Genomic DNA, 18,987 nt, shown 5'->3' on the forward strand with positions numbered 1-18,987 from the left:
ACCTTGTACACATTATTGCTTGCCATACAATAGCTTATATTTTTACTCACTGCATTTTTTCAAGGACAGTACACTTGCTGCATAATTGCGTTCTGCTGGCGTAATCGCTTCCGCTTCCTGCCCATCCAGCCCGTAACGCATCCCGCCCGCTGCCACCGCTTGCAAGTAGTCACGTCGGTGCGTATGGGCATACAGCAAACGTTGCACCACCCGTTTGGATGCACTCAAATGATGATCGGCAATGTAGCGGAATACCTGCTTTTCGATCCCCAACGCCAACGGTTGACGCTGAAGCCACACCGCAAACCCATTCAGCGAATCATTCAATTCACGCGCCCGCAATTCGCTAGGCGGCGTTTTCTTGGGTTTTGGTGGTTGCCGGGGGCGTTTGCCCTGCGTTGGCTTCTTGGGCTTTTTAGGCGGTTTCTTGGGTATGCCGGGTTTCTGCACATCCGGCAATTGCTCACGGGTAATGATGCGCTTTCCCGTGCGCCTGATGCCCGTAGGCGGGTTAGCTTCCTTTTCCGCTTGTGATGCAACATCAGCAGGCTTGCGCGTGATAGAAAGCGTTTTACGCGGTTTTTCGTCGGTCATGATGGACTCGCAGTGGATCAGCAAGATTTTCCGTTGAAGCGGTGTTGTATCGCCAACAGCTTAACACAACATCCAGCTTCTTACGCGCGCGTATAGGGGTAACAAAATATGAAAATACTAGCAAAAACGCCATGTTCGCTTTGTCTGCCAATATTCAGCGTCACGCTTGACATAAACCCTGTAGTTCCTCCGATTTTTATTCTTAGTCAGTGCATTTAGCCATTTATGGCGTTGCCTCAACTTAGTGAATGAGCGAGGACTGACTCCTACAGCTTGAGCAATCAGTGAATCCGGCAAGCCTTGCTCGCATAACTCAGCAATCAGCGCTTTTTTTCCTGAAAGGTTAATTCGTGGTCTACTCATTCGTGTATCCATCTAGGCGTTACCGATGGTAACTATATACGCCCCTGAAATCAGGGGCAGAGATTGATGTGCAAAACAAAAGAATCAATAATTTACCATTGTTTCTCATGTTCTATGTTGCTTAACTTTTGATGGCTTGCCCCTGATTTCACTGACAGACTGCCCTTGCTTTCATGGGCAACACTGCCCCTGTTTTCATAGGTCGGGCTTTTTTCTTTTTCGGGGGCAATGGGCAGAGGTTCGCGCCGGGTTGCCATTGCATCCAATCATTCCATGCTTCACGATTGCCAACCTTGTGCATGGTCAGTTCCCATTGGCGGGCTTTACGCTCTTGCCAGCTTTCCAGATTCCTGAGGCGAATAAAGCCATGTTCTGCAAGTTCAACGAAAGCATTCATTGCTACCGGCTCTGTCACGTTCAGTCTTTCGGTTGCCGTGCGCAAGGATATTGATAATTCCCCGTTTCGACTTGGCCTATAAATCCGCAAGAACTCCACCAATAAAGCCCGTGCAGGCGGTTTTAAATCAAGGTAAGCAGGGCTGTTTAATAATGAATTTGGCAATCTGGCAACGTATTCTTTTGCCATCACTACTACAGGTTTAACCATGTGCAGCCCTCCTTGTCAGTCTGGAGACTTCACGTTTTGGCAGATACCGCCCACCAAAAATCCAGCGCCCCCCTGTATTATCGACTTCCGCAATGACTCGCCCATCTTCACTAGGACGCAGCCGGAGAATTGCAATAATAGCTTTTGGATGGTTCTGAACACGGGAGAGCGCCCAGTTTAAACAGGCATGTAATCCACCCTGGTGGACAGTTCCGCAAGATTTGTCGTGCGCTATGTAAGACAGCATGATGGTTAACCCCCAATGCGGTTTGCAGTGACAAATTCTGCACCATCGGATGCCCTGTATCGGACAAAACGCCCGACCTTGATATATGGAATTCTACGCTTTGTTACTCTATCGTTTTGCAGGAACCGCTCACTAACGTTAAACTTTTCGGCGAATTGCGCAGGGGTCAGTAGTTGCTCAAGGGTTTGATTTGATTGCATTTGATGTTACCTATCGTGTTATGTCGATAGGCGTATTCTGATGTCCGTCCAAATTGGGCAACAGGACAGTAATAATCAATATTAATTTTTATTGTCCAGCTTACCTTAGCATTCGCCAGGGTGAAGTGGATGGAGATTCTATCTCCTTAAGTGCTAGTTCAATCAGTCGTTTTGAATCTACTTGAGATGATCTTTTAACAAAAATCGACACCAGTGTATTGCAATGCGTTACTGAATTTGCAGATACCTCCACACTAGGCAGATATTTTTTTATTCCCTCAATAACTTTTTGGCACTTTCTTATCTCGAACCAGCTACTAGCAGGTTTCCCCCGTCCTTTCTTATGAGAAAGCAAGGTTCTTCTTATTTTTTGATTATTCAATGCCTTCATGGCTGACACCAATTGATTCAGCTTCTTTCCATTTTTATGAAATCCAATTTCATGAATTGCCTCTGGTGAGTTTGAAGCCTGGATTACCCCATTAATTTTGCTAACAGACTCTTGGTTAGCAAGGAGTGCTGAAAGAGAGGACTCAAGATTATCAAGAGCAGTGTAGAAATCATCTATTATTTTATATTGCGACGCAGGAATACTCTTTGAGATGCCTACCATAACCGGCTGTTTCTGACGCCTTTCTTCAAAAAACTCTATATCGGCCAATTCATTCGCCACTTCTTCAATGAAGGCGTCACCATCATCACCCTCCTTGAAGATTTCCTTCAATGTCCATCCTTCGTTTAATTTTATATCATCTATGATTTCCCTGCTTTTTTGCTTAACAAGCTGAATCTCTTCCTCGGTCAATTCAGAAAATTGGAACCTGGTCATGCTGCCGCCTTGATATGAACCTCAACAGATCGCCCGACACGCGACAGCAGGTTGATCAGCATATCCACGGTAAACCGCCCGATCTTGCCCCGGTAAAGGTCGCTGATACGCGCCTGTGATACGTCTAGCGCGGTAGCGGCCTCTTCCTGTGTGCTGAACCGTGTTTTCAGGATACTGGACAATTCCCGCATCAATTGCGCCCTGACCAGCAGGTTAGCCGCTTCCTCTGGCGCAAACCCCAAATCAGCAAAGATATTGCCGCCTGCCGGAGTGATGTGTTCCACGCTCATTCTGTACGCTCCTTAATCATTGCCTTGAACCGTTCCCGTGCAAGGTCGATGTCGTGTTGTGCGGTCTTTTGCGTCTTTTTCTGGAAGGAATACAGCACGTAGACCGCATCAGCAAACTTCGCCACATAGATCACCCGGAATGCCCCGGATGCCTCATGTATGCGGATTTCCTGCACGCCATGCCCGATTCCTATCATGGGCTTCCAATCGTCTGGTTCATCGCCCAATTGCAGCAAATGAAGCTGATAACCTGCTTCCCGCCGTGCATCTTCGGGAAATTCGCATAAATCGCGGTAACTTCTCCCCATCCAGCGGATGTCTTTCATGCTTGTTTGTCCATTATATAAAATTTGGCATATTTAGCCAGTATCATCATTTGGCGTTGGTTTTGTGAATCGGCAGTATCTCTGCACCAGCAGACTTGCCCGCCACACCCGTGATGCGTTTGCCGGTCGCTTCCAGCGCCTCCCGCAAATTGTCTTGCGCAAACCGCGCATAACGCTCTGTAGTGCGCAAGTCTTTGTGGTTCAGTATCTTGCCCACCAGATACAGCGAATTACCGCCCTGCACCAGCCATGAAGCGATAGTGTGGCGCAAGTCATGGATGCGTATGTCAGTCAGCCCTGAACGCGCCCTGATGCGTTCCCAGGGCTTTTTCAGGTCATAGAGTGGTTGGCCTTCCTTTTGACCGGGGAAAATGTGCGGGTTGCCTTCCAAACGCGGGATATTTTCCAGTACCGCCATTGCTTCGGTAGTGAGTGGCAAGTAGTGAGGTTTGCCATTTTTGGTTTTGGGTAAAACAATCTGCTTGGTATTGAAGTCGATCTGTTCCCACTTTGCCGTTCTCAGTTCACTCTTGCGCAAGCCCGTCAGCAGGTAAAGCCAGAAGGCGGAACTGACATGAATCTCTTCCTGCTCAATCGCCGCTATCAGTTTGGGCAGTTCTTCCGGGGTGACGTAACGATCCCGCCCTTCTTCTTTGTAGAAGCTGATTTCACGCGCTGGATTCTCGAAGGTTTTGGGAACTACCCCCCACTTTTTGGCTTCACGGAACATGACCGACAGTAATTTAACCAGACGGTTGGCGGTAGGTTGCTGCGTCTTGCCAATATCCAGATGCAGTTGGGCAACATCATCATGGGTAATGCTGATCATCAAACGCTTACCGAAACGCGGTATCAGGTATTTGTGAATACGGGAGTAGGATGAATCCCAAGAGCCGGGATTATGCGGTTTCAGATAGCGTTCCACGAATGAATCTGCAAACTCTGCAAATGTGCCGGATTCACGTTTCAGGTCACGCGCCGCCAATGGGTCAATATCATCCAGCAGCCCAACAAGGTCACGTTGCGCCCGTTCACGCGCCTGCACCAAGGTCAGTGTGCCATGCTGACCAATGGTTTTAAGACGTTTGCGCCGGTTGTGCCAATACATGATGATGAATGACTTTTTGCCAGTCGGATAAATGCGGATACCGAAGCCGGAAAGCTCCGTATCCCACCACACATCACGTTCATTCTTGGTCTTGTCACCACTATAAGCTAATGACTTTATAAGGGTTTCGGTTAGTCTGGCCTTTTTTTCGGTCTGCACTGAGTCACCATTTTTGAGTCACCTATAAGTCACCATGATAGCTGAATTCATGTGCATTTAGGTGTAGTTTGGTAAAAACAACAATGCTTTTAAATGTAACGACTTGTAGCCAGATGATGCAAGCTGTATGAGATTGATTCTCACTCCGAAGCCGAGGGTCGCTGGTTCGATTCCAGCCGGGTGCGCCAAGCCTTCCTTCCATACCCTCTCAGAATCTCTCACTCACCCTTATGGAATGCGCCTTGCAGGGGCTTTTTCCGTGTCACACCCTCTCACACCCTGCCATATCATCCCGCGCGATTGGCTGCATTATTGTCTGCATACCTTCAACAACAAGCTGAGGATGCAACCAAAATGGAAAGAAAGTTAACAAATACAAAGGCTAAGAACGGAAAAACCAAACCGGGCGGGAAACCCGCCATCCTGACAGATGGGGGAGGGCTTTTTCTGTACGTCACCACCCTGGGGAAATACTGGCGCTATTCCTACCGGTTGGGCGGGAAGCGCCAAACGCTATCCATCGGCAGTTACCCGGAAATCACCCTGGAACAGGCGCGGGAATTGCACCGGAAAGCGCGGGCGCAACTGGCCAGGGGCATCAAGCCAAGCAACCCAAGGCACACAGAAAGCACTGCGGACACCTTCCAGACCGTAGCCCTGGAATGGTTCAACCGTAGCAAGCCAGGGTGGTCTGAAAGCCACACAACACGGACAGAAAGCTGCTTACGGCGCGATGTATTCCCATGGATCGGGAAAATGGAGGTGGGTGCGGTAACACCAAGCAACATCATCAAGATTCTTCAGCGGGTAGAATCCAGAGGGGCGGGTGACACCGCCAGACGTGTAAGGCAGATAATCAGCCAGATATACAAATACGCAGTAACCATGGAACTGACCGACCGCAACCCGGCGACGGACATAGACACAAGAATCATTCTGAAACCGCTGCGGACGCGATAGAACGGCAGCTCGCACACAAGGAACCCAACAAGATCAGGGCGGCATACAACCGGGCGGAATACCAGGAGGAACGCACCCGCATGATGCAGGCATGGGCGGACTACCTGGACGAACTGAAAGCAGGCGGGCAGGTTCTGGCATTCAAGGCCAAGGCAAGATAACCACGCCAGACAACCATGGAAACAAACACTTAGCCGGGAATCCCCGGCTTTTTTGTGCAGTGAACATGAAGTTTCGTTTTCGGAAGCGTTACTTTTTACGTGTCCTTGGTGTCCCGAAGGGTTTATTTTGTTGTTTCTATGGGTATTTTTTCGGGACACCAGCGGGACACCATGCAAAAGTGCTGGTGTCCGTGGCGTCCTTTTTTATCGTTGAAAATTCTACTATTGGTTTTTTCAATAATTAAGGCAGGGGATATGCTTCCCTGCATGGTTTGCCATGCTACACTTCCCGCCATACAACACCGCCACGCGGGAAACCCCGGAACCACCCAACGGGTACAGGAAACCATGAACGACACACCCAAAAAGACTTTGACCCTCACCCGCCAGCCAGCCAGCCAGCGGCGAAGCACCCGCACTGGGCCAGGTGAAACGATCCGGCAAGCGCATCATCCGGCGCGAAGACATCCCCGGAATCAACAAACCGTCAACAAAGCCAAACCCGCAGCCAGCAAGGGGAGGGAAGGGCAAAGACCCGAAAAAGAAGCCCGCCCGCAAGCCTGCCATCAAGCCACCCGTTACCCCACCCAGCGACCTGAAAGCCCGCGAACTGAACGACCGCCTGAACGCCTTCACCGTCTGGCGCGATTACCTGCCGTTGGCTATCGGTATCGACAAGGACGTGTTCCGCCTGGTGAATGAGGAACACTTCCCCGGCGCATCCAAGAAAGTTGTCCGCAAAACGCTGGCCATGCACGCCAACCATGGGTGCTACCTGCAAGCAGTCACCCAGGGCGAGGCGCGTTACCGCCTGGACGGCACGGAAGAGGGCGACATTACCGCCTACCAGCAGCAACTTGCGGCGGAAACCCTCACCAAACGGCAAGCACCGAAGGGCTGAATGTTTCTTCTCGCTTATCCAGCTTTCTGTATATACAATTAAATCATGAATACATGGGATGAAAACAAACGCACCGAAAACATGGAACGGCATGACGGCATAGACTTTGCCGAACTTGAGTGTTTGTTTGATGCGCCCATGGTGACGGTGGAAGATGCGCGGGAAGCCTACGGGGAAGAGCGGCTGCAAAGCCTTTGCTGGTATCGTGGGCGGGTTGTCTTCCTGGTATGGACAGAACGCGGCGAAGATGCGCACCTCATATCCTGCCGCTATGGTAACAAGCATGAAACACGACAATACTTCAAAGCCTTGGGGCTTTAGCCCTGAGCAAATCGCAGCGGCTTTGGATGCTGCGCCCTACAAAGTAGAAGACCCTGATACCCCGTATGACCCCAATGACGAAGCGGCGGTCAATGCGTTTTGGGAAAATGCTGAAGTACGGATGCCAGGGCAACGCGGCAAACAGAAAAAGCCGGTAAAAATCCCCGTTTCCATTCGGCTTAGCGCCGAGGTGGTGGATTACTTCAAGCAGGGCGGTGAAGGTTGGCAAACCCGTCTGGAGGAAGCCTTGCAAACCTACATTGCAGAACACCGCAAGGCAGCATAAACAGCAGATTGAACCTACAATGAAAGCGATTACAAACCATGAGGCTTTACCATGGGCATACCTACCAATAACAGGATCACGATCGAAGCAGGCAAGCGCGGCGGCAAGCCATGCATCCGTGGATTGCGGATTACGGTTTATGATGTGCTGGGCTGGCTGGCGGCGGGCATGGATACACAGGAAATCATTGACGACTTCCCGGAACTGGAAGCCGCAGACATTACCGCTTCCCTGCAATTTGCGGCTAACCGTGAACACACCCTGCAAGTGCTGGTTGCGGCATGAAGCTGTTGCTGGATGAAAACCTTTCGCGGCGCATCATTCCGCAGATTCTGGACGCCTACCCGGATTCCTCACAAATCGCCTTGCTGGGCATGGATTCAGCCAATGACCGGCAAGTGTGGGCGTATGCGCAGCAGAACGGCTACATGCTGGTAACACAAGACAGCGACTTTAACGAAATGTCGGTACTGTATGGGCATCCACCCAAGGTTATCTGGCTGAAATGCGGCAACCAGCCAAAACAAATGATGCGTGCCATCCCGCCGTAACTGTTCAATCAGCCCAAACTCCCAGTCCAGATAGGCTTGCATGACTTCCGGAGGGGCATCAGTACCTTCGTAAGGGCGTTGGTAGCGCCGCTTTCGTCGTTTTCAGTATCCAGCAGCGTGGTCACCTCATCCACAAATTGCTGCAACGGTACTGGCAGTGGATTGTTCTGCATCTTGTTACCCTCCTCTGATAGTATCCTTCCCACTATATCGGAAATACGCTTTAGAGGAAGTCATGAGCAAGCCAACCAACGAAAAACAGGGGTTTTCCACCCGCGCCATTCACCACGCCTGGAACCCGTATGCCGGAACCGGCGATCTGAACCCGCCGGTGCACATGAGTTCCACCTACACCTTCCCGACAGTGGAAGACGGGATGCAGCGTTTCCTGGGTGAGCAGGAAGGCTACGTCTATTCGCGCGTCGGCAACCCGACCACGGTATTACTGGAACAGCGCCTTGCCGACCTGGAAGGCGGGGAAGCCGCGCTGGTAACGGCTTCCGGCATGGGCGCGACAACTTCACTGTTATGGACATTGTTGCAACCGGGTGATGAAGTGATTGCTGACAAGACGTTATACGGTTGCACTTACTCTTTCTTCAATCACGGCTTGCACAAGTTCGGCGTCACGATTACCCATGTCGATATGGCTGACCCGGCTAATCTTGCCGCCGCTATTAGCGCGAAAACCCGTATCGTGTTTTTCGAGTCCCCCGCTAATCCCAATATGCGGCTGGTGGATATTGCTGCGGTTTCCGACATTGCCCACCAGTACGAAAACTGCAAGGTGGTGGTCGACAACACCTATTGCACGCCCTACCTGCAACGCCCGCTGGAACTGGGCGCGGATTACGTGGTGCATTCCGCCACCAAATACCTCGGCGGGCACGGCGACCTGATTGCAGGTGCCATTGTCGGCGATGCGGAAACCCTGACACAGGTACGTTTCTACGGCGTCAAGGATATGACCGGCGCGGTGATGTCGTCGCAGGATGCCTTTCTGGTGTTACGTGGCTTGAAAACCCTCGCGCTGCGCATGGAACGCCACAGCCAGAACGCGCAGGCGATTGCCGAATACCTTTCCACGCATCCCAAGGTTGACGTTTGCCATTACCCCGGACTGGCAAGCTTCCCGCAATACGCGCTGGCGCGGCGGCAGATGGCGTTGCCGGGCGGCATGGTCGCGTTTGAACTCAAAGGTGGCTTTGAGGCAGGTTGCCGTTTCATGAATGCGCTGAACCTGATTACCCGCGCGGTGAGTCTGGGTGATGCGGAGAGTCTGGCGCAGCATCCGGCCAGCATGACGCATTCCACTTATTCACTGGAAGAGCGCGCAGAACACATGATCAGCGAAGGGCTGGTGCGTGCGTCTGCGGGGTTGGAGGATACGGCAGATTTGCTGCGGGATGTGGCGCAGGCGCTGGATGCCGCCTGAGTTATGCCGCAATATTATTTATTGCAGCAATAATTTCGATTAGCATCTCAACAGTAAATGGATTACTTTATTGACAATATGCTGAAATATATTTCTCTTTGCTAACAAATAAAGCAGAGCGGCATCTGTTTCATATAAATTTTCTGGGACTTAAACTCCATTAATAACAACAGTCAACAATAAAAACACATCATTCCATTTTGCGGGTGAATTTTCTCGGCTCAGTGAGAGCTTTCCAGACAGGTTGCCGGTGCAAACCCGGCAACCACACCCGTGTCCCGATGGCAACCGTAATCTGTAGTGCCAGCGCGAGGGAGACATGGGTCAGCCGCCGCACTATCACGGGAGATATGGGGTGGAAAGTACTCGCAGTGGCGTCCGGGTGGACGTCGGACAACAACATGACAAGACCGGGGCTGATGTCACCCGCGAACGGCGGCAGGAATTGCTGGCGTTCCTGTTTGAATGCGAGTCACTGGCGCAGGGCATGGTCAGCGCCGCCCCCAACAGCGCCCTGATGGAACATGCTGTTGCATTGTGCGAAGGCTACCTGAAAACCATGTTGGACATGCACCACGTCTGGCAGCGCCTGCAACGCGCGCAGGAACAAGGCTGCGACCTGAAAGCCCAGCTCGAAAAAATGCAAACCGTGTTGCAGGAAGTCTCGCAGCAGGCCAGCCGCAACGCCCACCGTGACCAAAACAAGGAAGCGCAAGCACGCTACTGGAATACAGTCGGTGGCCTGATCGACGAGGTATTGCGGCTTTCGCGCCAACAAACCCCGATTTCGCCCCCTACCAGGCGAACACCTGAAGACCCGGAACCCGCACCAACAACAAGGGTGCAAGACGGCCACTGCGAACCTGCCAGCGCAACATTAGTCCCCGAAGCACCATCACCATTCCCTGAGCAGCAAACTGCGTTGCAACTAACCGCCCACCTGTTCGGCAAATTCAAAGCCAGCCTCGGCGGGCGTGACATGCGCCGCTGGCCACGAGGCAAGGGGCTAAAAATATTCAAATTCCTGCTCCTGCATAGGGCTTCCCCCGTTTCCCGCGAACGGCTGATGGAAACCTTCTGGCGGGATACCGAGGCCCGTGCCGCCCGCAACAACCTCAACGTCGCCCTTTACCACCTGCGGCAAGACCTTTCCCGTTACCACAAGACTTTCCCATTCGTGAGCCACCACGACGGCTACTACCAGCTCAATACCGAGCTTGCCATCTGGGTGGATGTGGAAGCTTTCGACCACGCTATCCACAGCGGCCAGCAACATGACGCCCGCCACGAAACCGCGCTGGCCATTACTGCCTACCGTAATGCTGAAGGGTTATACCAAGGGGATTGCCTGCAAGAGGATACGCATGAGGAATGGGCTGCGCTGATCAGCCAGGCATACCGGATGAAATACCTGAGTGCGCTGGATTACCTGGGTAAGCACATGTTGGAAAACGGTGACTATCAGGAATGCGTCACCCTGTGGCACAAGGCTGTGACGCTGGATAGCTGTAACGAGCAAGCACACCGGCGCATCATGCACTGCTACCTGCAAATGGGGCAACGGCAGATGGCCTTGCGCCAGTACCAATTGTGTGCCGAAAGCCTGAAGAAGGAACTGGGTCTGGAACCTACGCCGCAGACCCGGCAATTGCTGGAGCAAATTCGCCACGCCAGCCGCTGACACGGGTAATAGAAGTTGGGATTACCCATGCTCATCTTCCCGACTGAGCAAGCCCAGTGCCCTCAGGATGCCCGACAACCGCCCCCCCATCCACGAACAGGGGGCATCTTCCTGCAAACCTGACCAGGCCTCTTCGGAAATGCCTTTCTCATCGTCTGCATCCATCTGGGTTATCAACGTCTGGTACTCCTTACCGCCCTCGTCACCACAGCGGGACTGGTACTCGACAATGAAGGTCGCTACGGATTCCCATTCATCATTGCCCGTGAGCATATCCCCTGAAGGGTTAGCTTGATCATTACCGTTCATACAACGCCTCACTTTGATAAATCAGTATTCAGATCATCCATACGGTGAATGCTAAATCATCGCAATTAAACGGCAATTAACCTTCACATAAATTTGCCCTGCAAGTTTTTTAATCAATTAATTAATCAGGAAGGGATAATTTATCGCTAATTAATGCATGGAAATCGCTTGACGGCATTTCCATCCCAGCGACCGTGGTTTGTGCGGGGAGTAATCATGGCAATCCAACAGGCAAAAGCAAACGGGACTGAAACCAATCAGCGATCAGCAACAACGATTGATGCTGTCCTGCCTGAATTCGATACATTAATCAGCCACATGATTGAAACTGAGCAATTAGTACAGCACATGATCCATGCGGAAGCAGACAATGTGTTGCTTCGGCATACGGCGCTGCTATACCGCCGTTATCTGCAAAACCTGCTGGACATGCAGGATGTCTTGCAACGCTTACAACAGGGTTCCAGCCAAGAAGCCAGTCTGGGTGGCCAACTGATAACCTTGCTCAACACCTTGCAATCACCGGCTCAGGAAGAATCGCTGGGTGAGCACCACCCTGAGCCAATCAGCGCCCTTGCTGGCCATATCCAACAGTCCTTGCAGCAAGGGGGAAAGATACAGTCTGTGCTGAAAATACCCTGCAAGGCTTCCCCTAACCCACCGCCGACTGAGGCTCTTGGACAAAACTTGCAGACCCGGCACTTAGCCGCCAAAGCTATAACGCTCCCCATTCCCAAGCTGATGACGCCTATTACAGTCCACGACGTGCCGCAACAGGCGGGTTTAAGGCTGGATGTTTACCTGTTTGGCGAATTCAGGGCCAGCCTGAATGGCAAACCAATCAAACGCTGGCCACATGGCAAAGGCCAACAGATATTCAAATACCTGTTGTTGCACCGCTCCACCCCCGTCCGCAAGGAACGTTTGATGGAAACCTTCTGGCCGGACATAGACATCCGCGCCGCCCGTAACAACCTGAATGTTTCCATTTATTATTTGCGGCAGGATTTATCCCGCTACCATAAACGTTTCCAGTTTGTGTTGTATCAGGATGATTGCTACCTGCTGAACCCCGAACTCTCGTTGTGGGCGGATGCGGAAGCCTTTGATAAGGCCATCCGTCAGGCGCACCGGCATCTTGCCAAGCACGAAACGGCCCTGGCAACGGCAGCCTACCGGGATGCGGAAGCCCTGTACAAGGGGGATTGCCTGCAAGGTGAAACCACCGACTGGGCAACCCTGACCACCCAGGCATACCGGACACGCTATCTGGAAATCATCAACCATCTGGGGGAGCAACTGTTTGCGGATGGCGATTATCAAGGGTGTGCGGAATGGTGGCAAAAAGCCATCGCCTTCGATAACTGCGACGAACGGGCGCACCGCCACATCATGCAATGCTACCTGAAAGCTGGCCACCGACAGCTGGCTTTGCGCCAATACCATCTCTGCGTGGAAAGCCTGCATAAGGAATTGGGGCTGGAGCCTTCCGCCAAAACCCAGGAAGTCCTGGAACAAATCCGTCAGGCGGGGGCTTGATTGCCAGTTAGATAACCATTAGGCGTGGCCCTTGCGCCAGGTCAGGGCGGCTGCCAGCTGTGTCAGGCGTTACCGACAACCAGGCTTCATAATGCCCGGCTGGCAAGCTTAGCGCCTGCATCCGCGCAACGCCTGCGGTCTCCCCCGGCTCCAGCTGACGGAGCACATTACCTTGCAAGCAGGCACTTTCACTGTGTTTGCCGACAGGGATAACATGGCAGGCTGCGTGGTAGCCAACTGCCTGCCCAAGCCCTTCAGGCAAGCCTTGCAAGCTGAAACGGATGTCGAGACCAAAATGGCTTCCGGCCTCCAGTGTCACTTGCTTTTCCGCACTGAAGGGTGATTGCACCTGGAATGATCCGGTTGGCCAGTGCATCTCATAAGCAAGAATGCGGGCACGCAAATTGGCAGGCAACTTACCCGGTTCCGGCTGAACGTGATCCGTTGCGGTTGGTGATTCATCATGTGGGGCAATCTGCTGGCTTAGTAACGCTGCATCCAGACGCTGTTTCATCCACTCGCATGGCTGGTGTTGCTTTAGGCTCGGCCATTCTTCTGAAACGGCGCTATCCGTTTCCACATCCATCTGGGTCACCAGGGTCTTAAACTGCCGTTCGCCACCGTCATCGAGATAGGTCAGGTAATCAACGATGAACGTAGCCAATGACCTGCACTCATGGCAGTTGCCATTACCGTTGCCAGCGACCTGGCTGGCCAGTTCACCCGCCTCCTGAATCCAGCGGGTAATTTCTTTCAGGGACGGGGCTGCCTTTTCCAATGACAGTAAGCGTTCCACCTCCAACGGGTTTAACGCCGCCAGCGCCTGAAAGCTGTCTGCATTGAAATGTTCGAGCAGCCACTGCTGCCTGACTGGGCCTATCCCCTTGATCAGGGTTAGATCATCTGCATGGTTTGCGTCACTCATGGCCGTACTCCTCACTGACATGATGTATAGCTTTGGAGCGTAGTACCCGGCAATTAAGCGTCACTTAGGTTACACATAGCCCAACGGCAATACCTGCCTAAGCGGCCACCTAAGTGCATCTCCCTAAGCTTGTTCCCAAGTCGATGACAATGTGTCGACGGTTAAACGCCTTTAACCGACCTGACGGAAAGGGCTAGGTAAGTAACAAACTATGGAGGTTTATGTTATGTCTCATGAATGTACCCACAAATGCGTAATGGAATTCCCTCCCGCGTTCAAGGATCAACTGACGGCAACTATCGGTGTTGACCTGTTGGAAGCGCCTGAATATGCACCGGTCAATATCATCAAGAAGGGGCAGAAGTACGTTGTCCGTGTCTGCGTCGAACTGAATGCCCAGATCAAGAAACTGATCTGCGCCGACTGGTGCATCTGCGTTGCGGCGGAATCCATTGGCATCGGCCAGGAAGGCGAAATTTGCGAAACGCTTTGCATGGACAACTGCAACCCCGAGCCTGATTGCATTGATATCGAGGTGCCTGGCGAATGGCTGGGTGAAGGCGACGTCAAGTGCGGCAGGGTATTTTATATGGTGGTTACCGTGGTAGCCCTGGATAAGTGCGACAAGAAACCTATCGGTATCGCGGGTTTCTGCCGTGTCGGCCCGGTTATGGTGTTCGGTGATTAATTACAACCATGCCTAAGTTGAAACTTTGCCCTGGCAGTTAAAACGCCAGGGCATTTTCTATTTGGGTTCAATGCGCCTCATCCCAGTTATCACCAATCCCGCTATCCACCACCAGCGGCACATCCAGCTTGGCCGCGTTGGTCATCAGGGCGGTAATCTTTGCCCGCACGGCATCCAGTTCCGCTTCCGGCACTTCAAACACCAGTTCGTCATGCACCTGCATGATCATGCGGGTTTGCAAGCCACTGTCACGTAGCCACGCATCCACCGCGATCATCGCTTTCTTGATGATGTCGGCAGCCGTGCCCTGCATCGGCGCGTTGATGGCGGTACGTTCCGCATACTGGCGGGTGGCGGCGTTTTTCGATTTGATGTCGGGCAGGAACAGGCGGCGGCCAAACAGCGTTTCAACGAAACCTTGCGCGCGCGCCTGTTCGCGGGTGTCGTCCATGTACTGTTTGACACCCGGGTAGCGGGCAAAATACAGGTTGACGTAATCCTGCGCATCCCGGCGGTCAACACCTAATTGCTTGGCGAGGCCGAAGGCTGACATGCCATAAATCAGCCCGAAGTTGATTGCCTTGGCGGCACGGCGCTGTTCCGTGCTGACTTCATCCAATGGCGTGCCGAAGACTTCCGCTGCGGTGGCGCGGTGCACATCCAGCCCGTGCGCGAACGCATCCAGCAAGCCTTTGTCGCCGGAGAGGTGTGCCATGATGCGCAGTTCGATTTGGGAATAATCCGCCGCCAACAGCTTGCAGCCCTTTTCCGCAATGAAAGCCTGACGGATACGCCGCCCCTCCTCATTGCGTACCGGAATGTTCTGCAAATTCGGGTCAGTGGATGACAGCCGCCCGGTCGACGCCACCGCCTGATGGTAGGAGGTATGCACGCGCCCGGTACGCGGGTTGATCTGTTCTGGCAGCTTGTCGGTGTAGGTGGATTTGAGTTTCGCCAAACCCCGGTGTTCCAGGATCAGGGTCGGCAGTTCATGCCCCATGGCGGAAAGCTCTTCCAGCACATCTTCAGCAGTGGAAGGCTGCCCCTTCGGCGTCTTGCGGATCACCGGCAACCCCAGCTTGTCGAAAAAGATTTCCTGAATCTGCTTGGGGGAAGCGAGGTTGAACTCTTGACCCGCAACAGAATAGGCGTGTTCCATCACCGTTTGCATTCGCCCGTCCAGCTCCTTACTCTGCTTGGCCAGCATCATCGCGTCGACTTTCACGCCGTTGCGCTCGATGGTGGAAAGCACGCTCACCAGCGGCACTTCCACCTCTGTGTATAACCTGCGCTGGCCGTCGAGGGCTTGCAGTTGCGGCCAGAAATGCTGGTGTAGTTGCAGCGTCATGTCAGCGTCTTCGGCAGCATAAGGGGTGGCCTGTTCCAACGCAATCTGGTTGAAAGTGAGCTGATTTTTACCTTTACCCGCGATGTCGGTGAAACTGATGTTGGTGTGGTTGAGGTATTTTTCGCACAGCGTATCCATGTCGTGACGGTTGGCGGTGGAATCGAGCACGTAGGATTCAAGCATGGTGTCGTGGGCGATACCACGTAGTTCAATGCCGTGGTTGAGCAGGACACTGCGGTCGTATTTCAGGTTTTGGCCGATCTTGCGCAGGCTGGCATCTTCCAGCAGAGGCTTGAGTTGGGCGAGAGCAGCTTCGCGGTTGAGTTGTTCGGGAACGCCAAGGTAATCATGCGCCAGCGGCAGGTAGGCGGCTTCACCCTGCTGGATGGCGAAGGAGACGCCAACGATTTCGGCATCCATGTAGTTGAGGCTGGTGGTTTCGGTGTCGAAGGCGAATTCACCGGAATCCTGTAGGCGCTGGAGCCAAATGTCGAGGCCGGGTTGGGTTAGGATGGTTTGGTAGGAAGCGCCTTCAACGGAAGACTCCCCCGGCTCCGCCGAAGAAACCCCCTCCAACTCCCCCTTATCAGGGGGAGAGCCGGGCGTGCCACCGTCTTGTTCCTCCCCTGCTAAGGGGAGGTTGGGAGGGGTTTCTTTCCCCAACGCCGCCAACCGTGTCCGGAACTCATACCGCTCATACAACTCGCGCAATTTATCGGCATCCGGCAGAGCAAACGCCAGCGTTTCCGGCTGCAAATCCAGTTCCACATCGCATTTGATCGTCACCAGATCGTAGGAAAGCGGCAGATGCGCCAGCGCTTCACGCAGGTACTCGCCGATCTTGCCTTTGAACTCGCTGGCGTGCGCCATGATGTTTTCCAGTGAACCGTATTCCTGTAGCCATTTCACCGCTGTTTTGGGGCCGACCTTGTTCACGCCGGGAACGTTATCCACCGTATCGCCGATCAGGGCAAGGTAATCGCGGATACGCTCCGGTGCGACGCCAAACTTTTCCACCACGCCTGCCGGGTCGGAATACAGGCCGCTCATGGTGTTGATCAGGTGGACGCGCTCATCGACCAGTTGCGCCATGTCCTTGTCGCCGGTGGAAATGATCACCTTACCGTCGTATGCCTGCGCCAGCGTACCGATTACATCATCGGCTTCCACATCAGGAATGATCAGCAACGGGTAGCCTTGCGCACGGATGATGTCCAGCAGTGGTTCGATCTGGCAGCGCAAATCGTCCGGCATCGGCGGGCGGTTGGCCTTGTATTCAGGGTACATGTCGTCGCGGAAAGTTTTCCCCGGTGCGTCGAAAATCACCGCCATGTGTTCGGGGTCATAATCCTTGCGCAGCTTGTCGAGCATATTGAGCACGCCGTGCATAGCGCCGGTGGGTTCGCCGTGCGAATTGGTCAGCGGTGGCAGGGCATGAAAAGCACGGAACAGGTAGGAAGAACCGTCAACGAGGACAAGCGGCTTGGTAGTATTATCGGTCATGGGGCTGGCAGGGCTGTGTAAAAGCCTGAGTATAGCGGTTTCCGCCGCCTGCCCCTACGCCAAATCGGCGAACGTTAGCCCGTACTTCTGTAAATACACGCGCAAGCGGTGCGAATCATTGTTGCTGGCGCGTTGGGTACGGCTGACGTTGAACAGCGTGCGCCCCGCTTCCGCCAGACTTTTGCTGGTGCGGCATACGCGGATCACTTCCGCCAGTTGTACTTTGTCGAAATGGTCAATCTCAGCCAATACCTCTTCCGTTAGCACTTCACGTAACAAGGAATCGGCACTGATAGCTCGCGCCTCTTCCTTGAAACTGCCCCAGTCGTAGCGCAACCGCCCGATTTCCCCAACCACAAGCTCCTCGGTAATGCGCCCACCGCTGGCCAGTGTCGCCATGCGGGTAATGCTGGAATTGAGGTCGCGGAAATTGGCCCGCCATATAGCTTCCGGCGAATATGTGAAAGCGAGGTACTGTTCCCGTGCCGTCTTGTTGAAGCTGACCTTGTGGCCAACCTTACGGGTGAATTGCTGGAGTTCGTATTCGATATTCGGCTCCAGATCTTCGAGACGGTTGCGCAAACCGGGCAGCTCATACGTCCACAAATTGATACGCGCCAGCAGGTCTTCGCGAAATTTGCCTTCACGCACCTGCCAGAACAGGTCGCGGTTGGTTCCGGCAATCAGCTGGAAGTCGCTGCTGGTTTCCTTGTCGCTACCGAACGGGGTGAATACCTTGTCTTCAATGGCTCGCAGCAGCATGGCCTGTTCATCCAGCCCCAACTCGCCGATTTCATCCAGAAACAGCAAGCCCTTGTCGGCTTCGCGCAGTAGACCCGTGCGATTAGTCAATGCACCGGTGAAAGCGCCTTTTACATGACCAAACAGTGCCGACATCGCGTTGTCGCCGCGCAGGGTGGCGCAGTTGGTTTCCACCAGTTTGCCGCTGACCTGTCCGCGTTGCTTTTTCAGCTCGAAAATGCGCTTGGCCAGTCTCGACTTGCCCGCGCCGGTCGGCCCGGTCAGCAGGATGGGGGCAGCGGAACGGATCGACACCTGTTCCAGTTGCGCAATCAGGGCATTGAAAGCGGGGTTACGGGTTTCGATACCGCTTTTCAGATAGGCAATACCCTCCTGCGCTTCATGCTCGAAACGCGAGGCAATCTGGTCGTAACGCGACAGATCAAGATCGATAATCTGATAGGTTCCCTGCACGCCTTCCTGACTGGGTGAAGTTTGCAACAACTTGCCAGGAATGTAGTTGGCTTCAGTGAGCAGGAACAGGCAAATCTGTGCCACATGCGTACCGGTAGTGATATGCACATAGTAATTATTCTGTTCCGGGTCAAAACGGTACTGGCGGGTGAAGTCATGCAGCTGGCTGTAAACTTCACCGAAATCCCACGGATTTGCATAATCGACCACATACGCACTGAAGCGGGTCTGAGGAGAGAGTCCGCGCATGTCACGCAGGGTAATACCTGCCAGTTCCGCCTCCTCTGCATGATGAATCAGCACAAATTCATCAACCGGAAATTCGGGGTGCATGAGGATACCGACAGTAGGCCGCCAGCGTGAGTGGCGACGCTTACCCAGCCCCTGATGGTCGAGGCGGGAACCTAGGATGCCGATGACGGTATTAGCTTGCACCATCAG

At 53.4% G+C, this 18,987-nt stretch carries 22 protein-coding genes; 10 read left to right on the plus strand and 12 right to left on the minus strand.

Features of this window, described 5'->3' with window-relative positions; all coding sequences use genetic code 11:
- Positions 1 to 42: 42 nt before the first annotated feature.
- The 7 genes from THINI_RS09880 to THINI_RS09910 all read right to left on the minus strand — a co-directional run bounded on the left by THINI_RS09880 (position 43) and on the right by THINI_RS09910 (position 4,723).
- A complete protein-coding gene (locus THINI_RS09880; RefSeq protein WP_002708451.1) occupies positions 43 to 594 on the minus strand; it encodes a ProQ/FINO family protein in 552 nt (183 codons plus the stop codon).
- A 511-nt stretch (positions 595 to 1,105) separates the two neighbouring features.
- Complete coding sequence (locus THINI_RS23370; protein WP_002708452.1) at positions 1,106 to 1,564, minus strand: hypothetical protein; 459 nt, start codon at positions 1,562 to 1,564, stop codon at positions 1,106 to 1,108.
- Between the two features lie 252 nt (positions 1,565 to 1,816).
- Complete coding sequence (locus THINI_RS27245) at positions 1,817 to 2,011, minus strand: helix-turn-helix domain-containing protein (RefSeq protein WP_002708453.1); 195 nt, start codon at positions 2,009 to 2,011, stop codon at positions 1,817 to 1,819.
- A 100-nt stretch (positions 2,012 to 2,111) separates the two neighbouring features.
- A complete protein-coding gene (locus THINI_RS09895; protein ID WP_002708454.1) occupies positions 2,112 to 2,840 on the minus strand; it encodes a hypothetical protein in 729 nt (242 codons plus the stop codon).
- Positions 2,837 to 3,130, minus strand: coding sequence for a helix-turn-helix domain-containing protein (locus THINI_RS09900; protein ID WP_002708455.1), 294 nt, complete (start codon positions 3,128 to 3,130; stop codon positions 2,837 to 2,839). Before THINI_RS09900 ends, THINI_RS09895 begins: the two co-directional genes overlap by 4 nt.
- Positions 3,127 to 3,456, minus strand: a complete 330-nt coding sequence (locus tag THINI_RS09905; protein WP_002708456.1) for a type II toxin-antitoxin system RelE/ParE family toxin — start codon at positions 3,454 to 3,456, stop codon at positions 3,127 to 3,129. Before THINI_RS09905 ends, THINI_RS09900 begins: the two co-directional genes overlap by 4 nt.
- Before the next feature lie 46 nt (positions 3,457 to 3,502).
- Entirely contained in the window at positions 3,503 to 4,723 is a 1,221-nt protein-coding gene (locus THINI_RS09910; protein ID WP_002708457.1) for a tyrosine-type recombinase/integrase, read from the minus strand.
- Between the two features lie 354 nt (positions 4,724 to 5,077).
- Between THINI_RS09910 and THINI_RS09915 the strand changes: the two genes are divergently transcribed.
- From THINI_RS09915 to THINI_RS09940, 6 genes are all read left to right on the plus strand, one after another.
- A complete protein-coding gene (locus THINI_RS09915; protein WP_050988028.1) occupies positions 5,078 to 5,683 on the plus strand; it encodes a tyrosine-type recombinase/integrase in 606 nt (201 codons plus the stop codon).
- Positions 5,684 to 6,271: 588 nt separating this feature from the next.
- Positions 6,272 to 6,745 (plus strand): ProQ/FINO family protein, encoded by a 474-nt coding sequence (locus THINI_RS09920; RefSeq protein WP_002708458.1) that lies wholly within the window; start codon positions 6,272 to 6,274, stop codon positions 6,743 to 6,745.
- Positions 6,746 to 6,790: 45 nt separating this feature from the next.
- Positions 6,791 to 7,066, plus strand: coding sequence for a BrnT family toxin (locus THINI_RS09925; RefSeq protein ID WP_002708459.1), 276 nt, complete (start codon positions 6,791 to 6,793; stop codon positions 7,064 to 7,066).
- Positions 7,029 to 7,352 (plus strand): BrnA antitoxin family protein, encoded by a 324-nt coding sequence (locus THINI_RS09930; RefSeq protein ID WP_002708460.1) that lies wholly within the window; start codon positions 7,029 to 7,031, stop codon positions 7,350 to 7,352. The genes THINI_RS09925 and THINI_RS09930 overlap by 38 nt, the downstream gene beginning before the upstream one ends.
- 51 nt (positions 7,353 to 7,403) lie before the next feature.
- Positions 7,404 to 7,637 carry a DUF433 domain-containing protein gene (locus THINI_RS09935; RefSeq protein ID WP_002708461.1) on the plus strand — a complete coding sequence of 78 codons (234 nt, stop codon included), beginning with the start codon at positions 7,404 to 7,406 and terminating at the stop codon, positions 7,635 to 7,637.
- The gene (locus THINI_RS09940; RefSeq protein ID WP_002708462.1) at positions 7,634 to 7,903 is read left to right on the plus strand and encodes a DUF5615 family PIN-like protein; all 270 of its coding nucleotides are present in this window, start codon (positions 7,634 to 7,636) and stop codon (positions 7,901 to 7,903) included. Before THINI_RS09935 ends, THINI_RS09940 begins: the two co-directional genes overlap by 4 nt.
- Before the next feature lie 8 nt (positions 7,904 to 7,911).
- On the opposite strand, the gene THINI_RS25150 is transcribed toward THINI_RS09940, so the two are convergent.
- Positions 7,912 to 8,076: a hypothetical protein gene (locus tag THINI_RS25150; protein ID WP_154724390.1), complete on the minus strand. Its 165-nt coding sequence runs from the start codon at positions 8,074 to 8,076 to the stop codon at positions 7,912 to 7,914.
- 62 nt (positions 8,077 to 8,138) lie between these two features.
- Between THINI_RS25150 and THINI_RS09945 the strand changes: the two genes are divergently transcribed.
- Both THINI_RS09945 and THINI_RS09950 read left to right on the plus strand, forming a co-directional pair.
- Complete coding sequence (locus THINI_RS09945; RefSeq protein WP_002708463.1) at positions 8,139 to 9,338, plus strand: methionine gamma-lyase; 1,200 nt, start codon at positions 8,139 to 8,141, stop codon at positions 9,336 to 9,338.
- Positions 9,339 to 9,693: 355 nt separating this feature from the next.
- On the plus strand, positions 9,694 to 11,019 hold the full coding sequence (locus tag THINI_RS09950; protein ID WP_040839349.1) for an AfsR/SARP family transcriptional regulator: 1,326 nt from the start codon (positions 9,694 to 9,696) through the stop codon (positions 11,017 to 11,019).
- A 21-nt stretch (positions 11,020 to 11,040) separates the two neighbouring features.
- On the opposite strand, the gene THINI_RS09955 is transcribed toward THINI_RS09950, so the two are convergent.
- Entirely contained in the window at positions 11,041 to 11,328 is a 288-nt protein-coding gene (locus THINI_RS09955) for a hypothetical protein (RefSeq protein ID WP_002708465.1), read from the minus strand.
- A gap of 216 nt (positions 11,329 to 11,544) precedes the next feature.
- Between THINI_RS09955 and THINI_RS23375 the strand changes: the two genes are divergently transcribed.
- Entirely contained in the window at positions 11,545 to 12,867 is a 1,323-nt protein-coding gene (locus tag THINI_RS23375; protein ID WP_002708466.1) for a BTAD domain-containing putative transcriptional regulator, read from the plus strand.
- 7 nt (positions 12,868 to 12,874) lie between these two features.
- Here THINI_RS23375 and THINI_RS09965 read toward each other — a convergent pair whose 3' ends face one another.
- The gene (locus THINI_RS09965) at positions 12,875 to 13,792 is read right to left on the minus strand and encodes a helix-hairpin-helix domain-containing protein (RefSeq protein ID WP_002708467.1); all 918 of its coding nucleotides are present in this window, start codon (positions 13,790 to 13,792) and stop codon (positions 12,875 to 12,877) included.
- A 226-nt stretch (positions 13,793 to 14,018) separates the two neighbouring features.
- Here THINI_RS09965 and THINI_RS09970 point away from each other — a divergent pair, with 226 nt between their 5' ends.
- On the plus strand, positions 14,019 to 14,480 hold the full coding sequence (locus THINI_RS09970; protein ID WP_002708468.1) for a hypothetical protein: 462 nt from the start codon (positions 14,019 to 14,021) through the stop codon (positions 14,478 to 14,480).
- A gap of 67 nt (positions 14,481 to 14,547) precedes the next feature.
- Here the strand turns inward: THINI_RS09970 and polA are convergent, their stop codons facing one another.
- Both polA and rtcR read right to left on the minus strand, forming a co-directional pair.
- Complete coding sequence (gene polA, locus THINI_RS09975; RefSeq protein WP_002708469.1) at positions 14,548 to 17,331, minus strand: DNA polymerase I; 2,784 nt, start codon at positions 17,329 to 17,331, stop codon at positions 14,548 to 14,550.
- Between the two features lie 54 nt (positions 17,332 to 17,385).
- The gene (gene rtcR, locus THINI_RS09980; RefSeq protein ID WP_002708470.1) at positions 17,386 to 18,984 is read right to left on the minus strand and encodes an RNA repair transcriptional activator RtcR; all 1,599 of its coding nucleotides are present in this window, start codon (positions 18,982 to 18,984) and stop codon (positions 17,386 to 17,388) included.
- Between the last annotated feature and the right edge of the window lie 3 nt (positions 18,985 to 18,987).

Origin of the sequence: Thiothrix nivea DSM 5205 (assembly GCF_000260135.1) — a bacterium.
In the GTDB taxonomy this organism is placed as follows: Bacteria; Pseudomonadota; Gammaproteobacteria; order Thiotrichales; family Thiotrichaceae; genus Thiothrix; species Thiothrix nivea.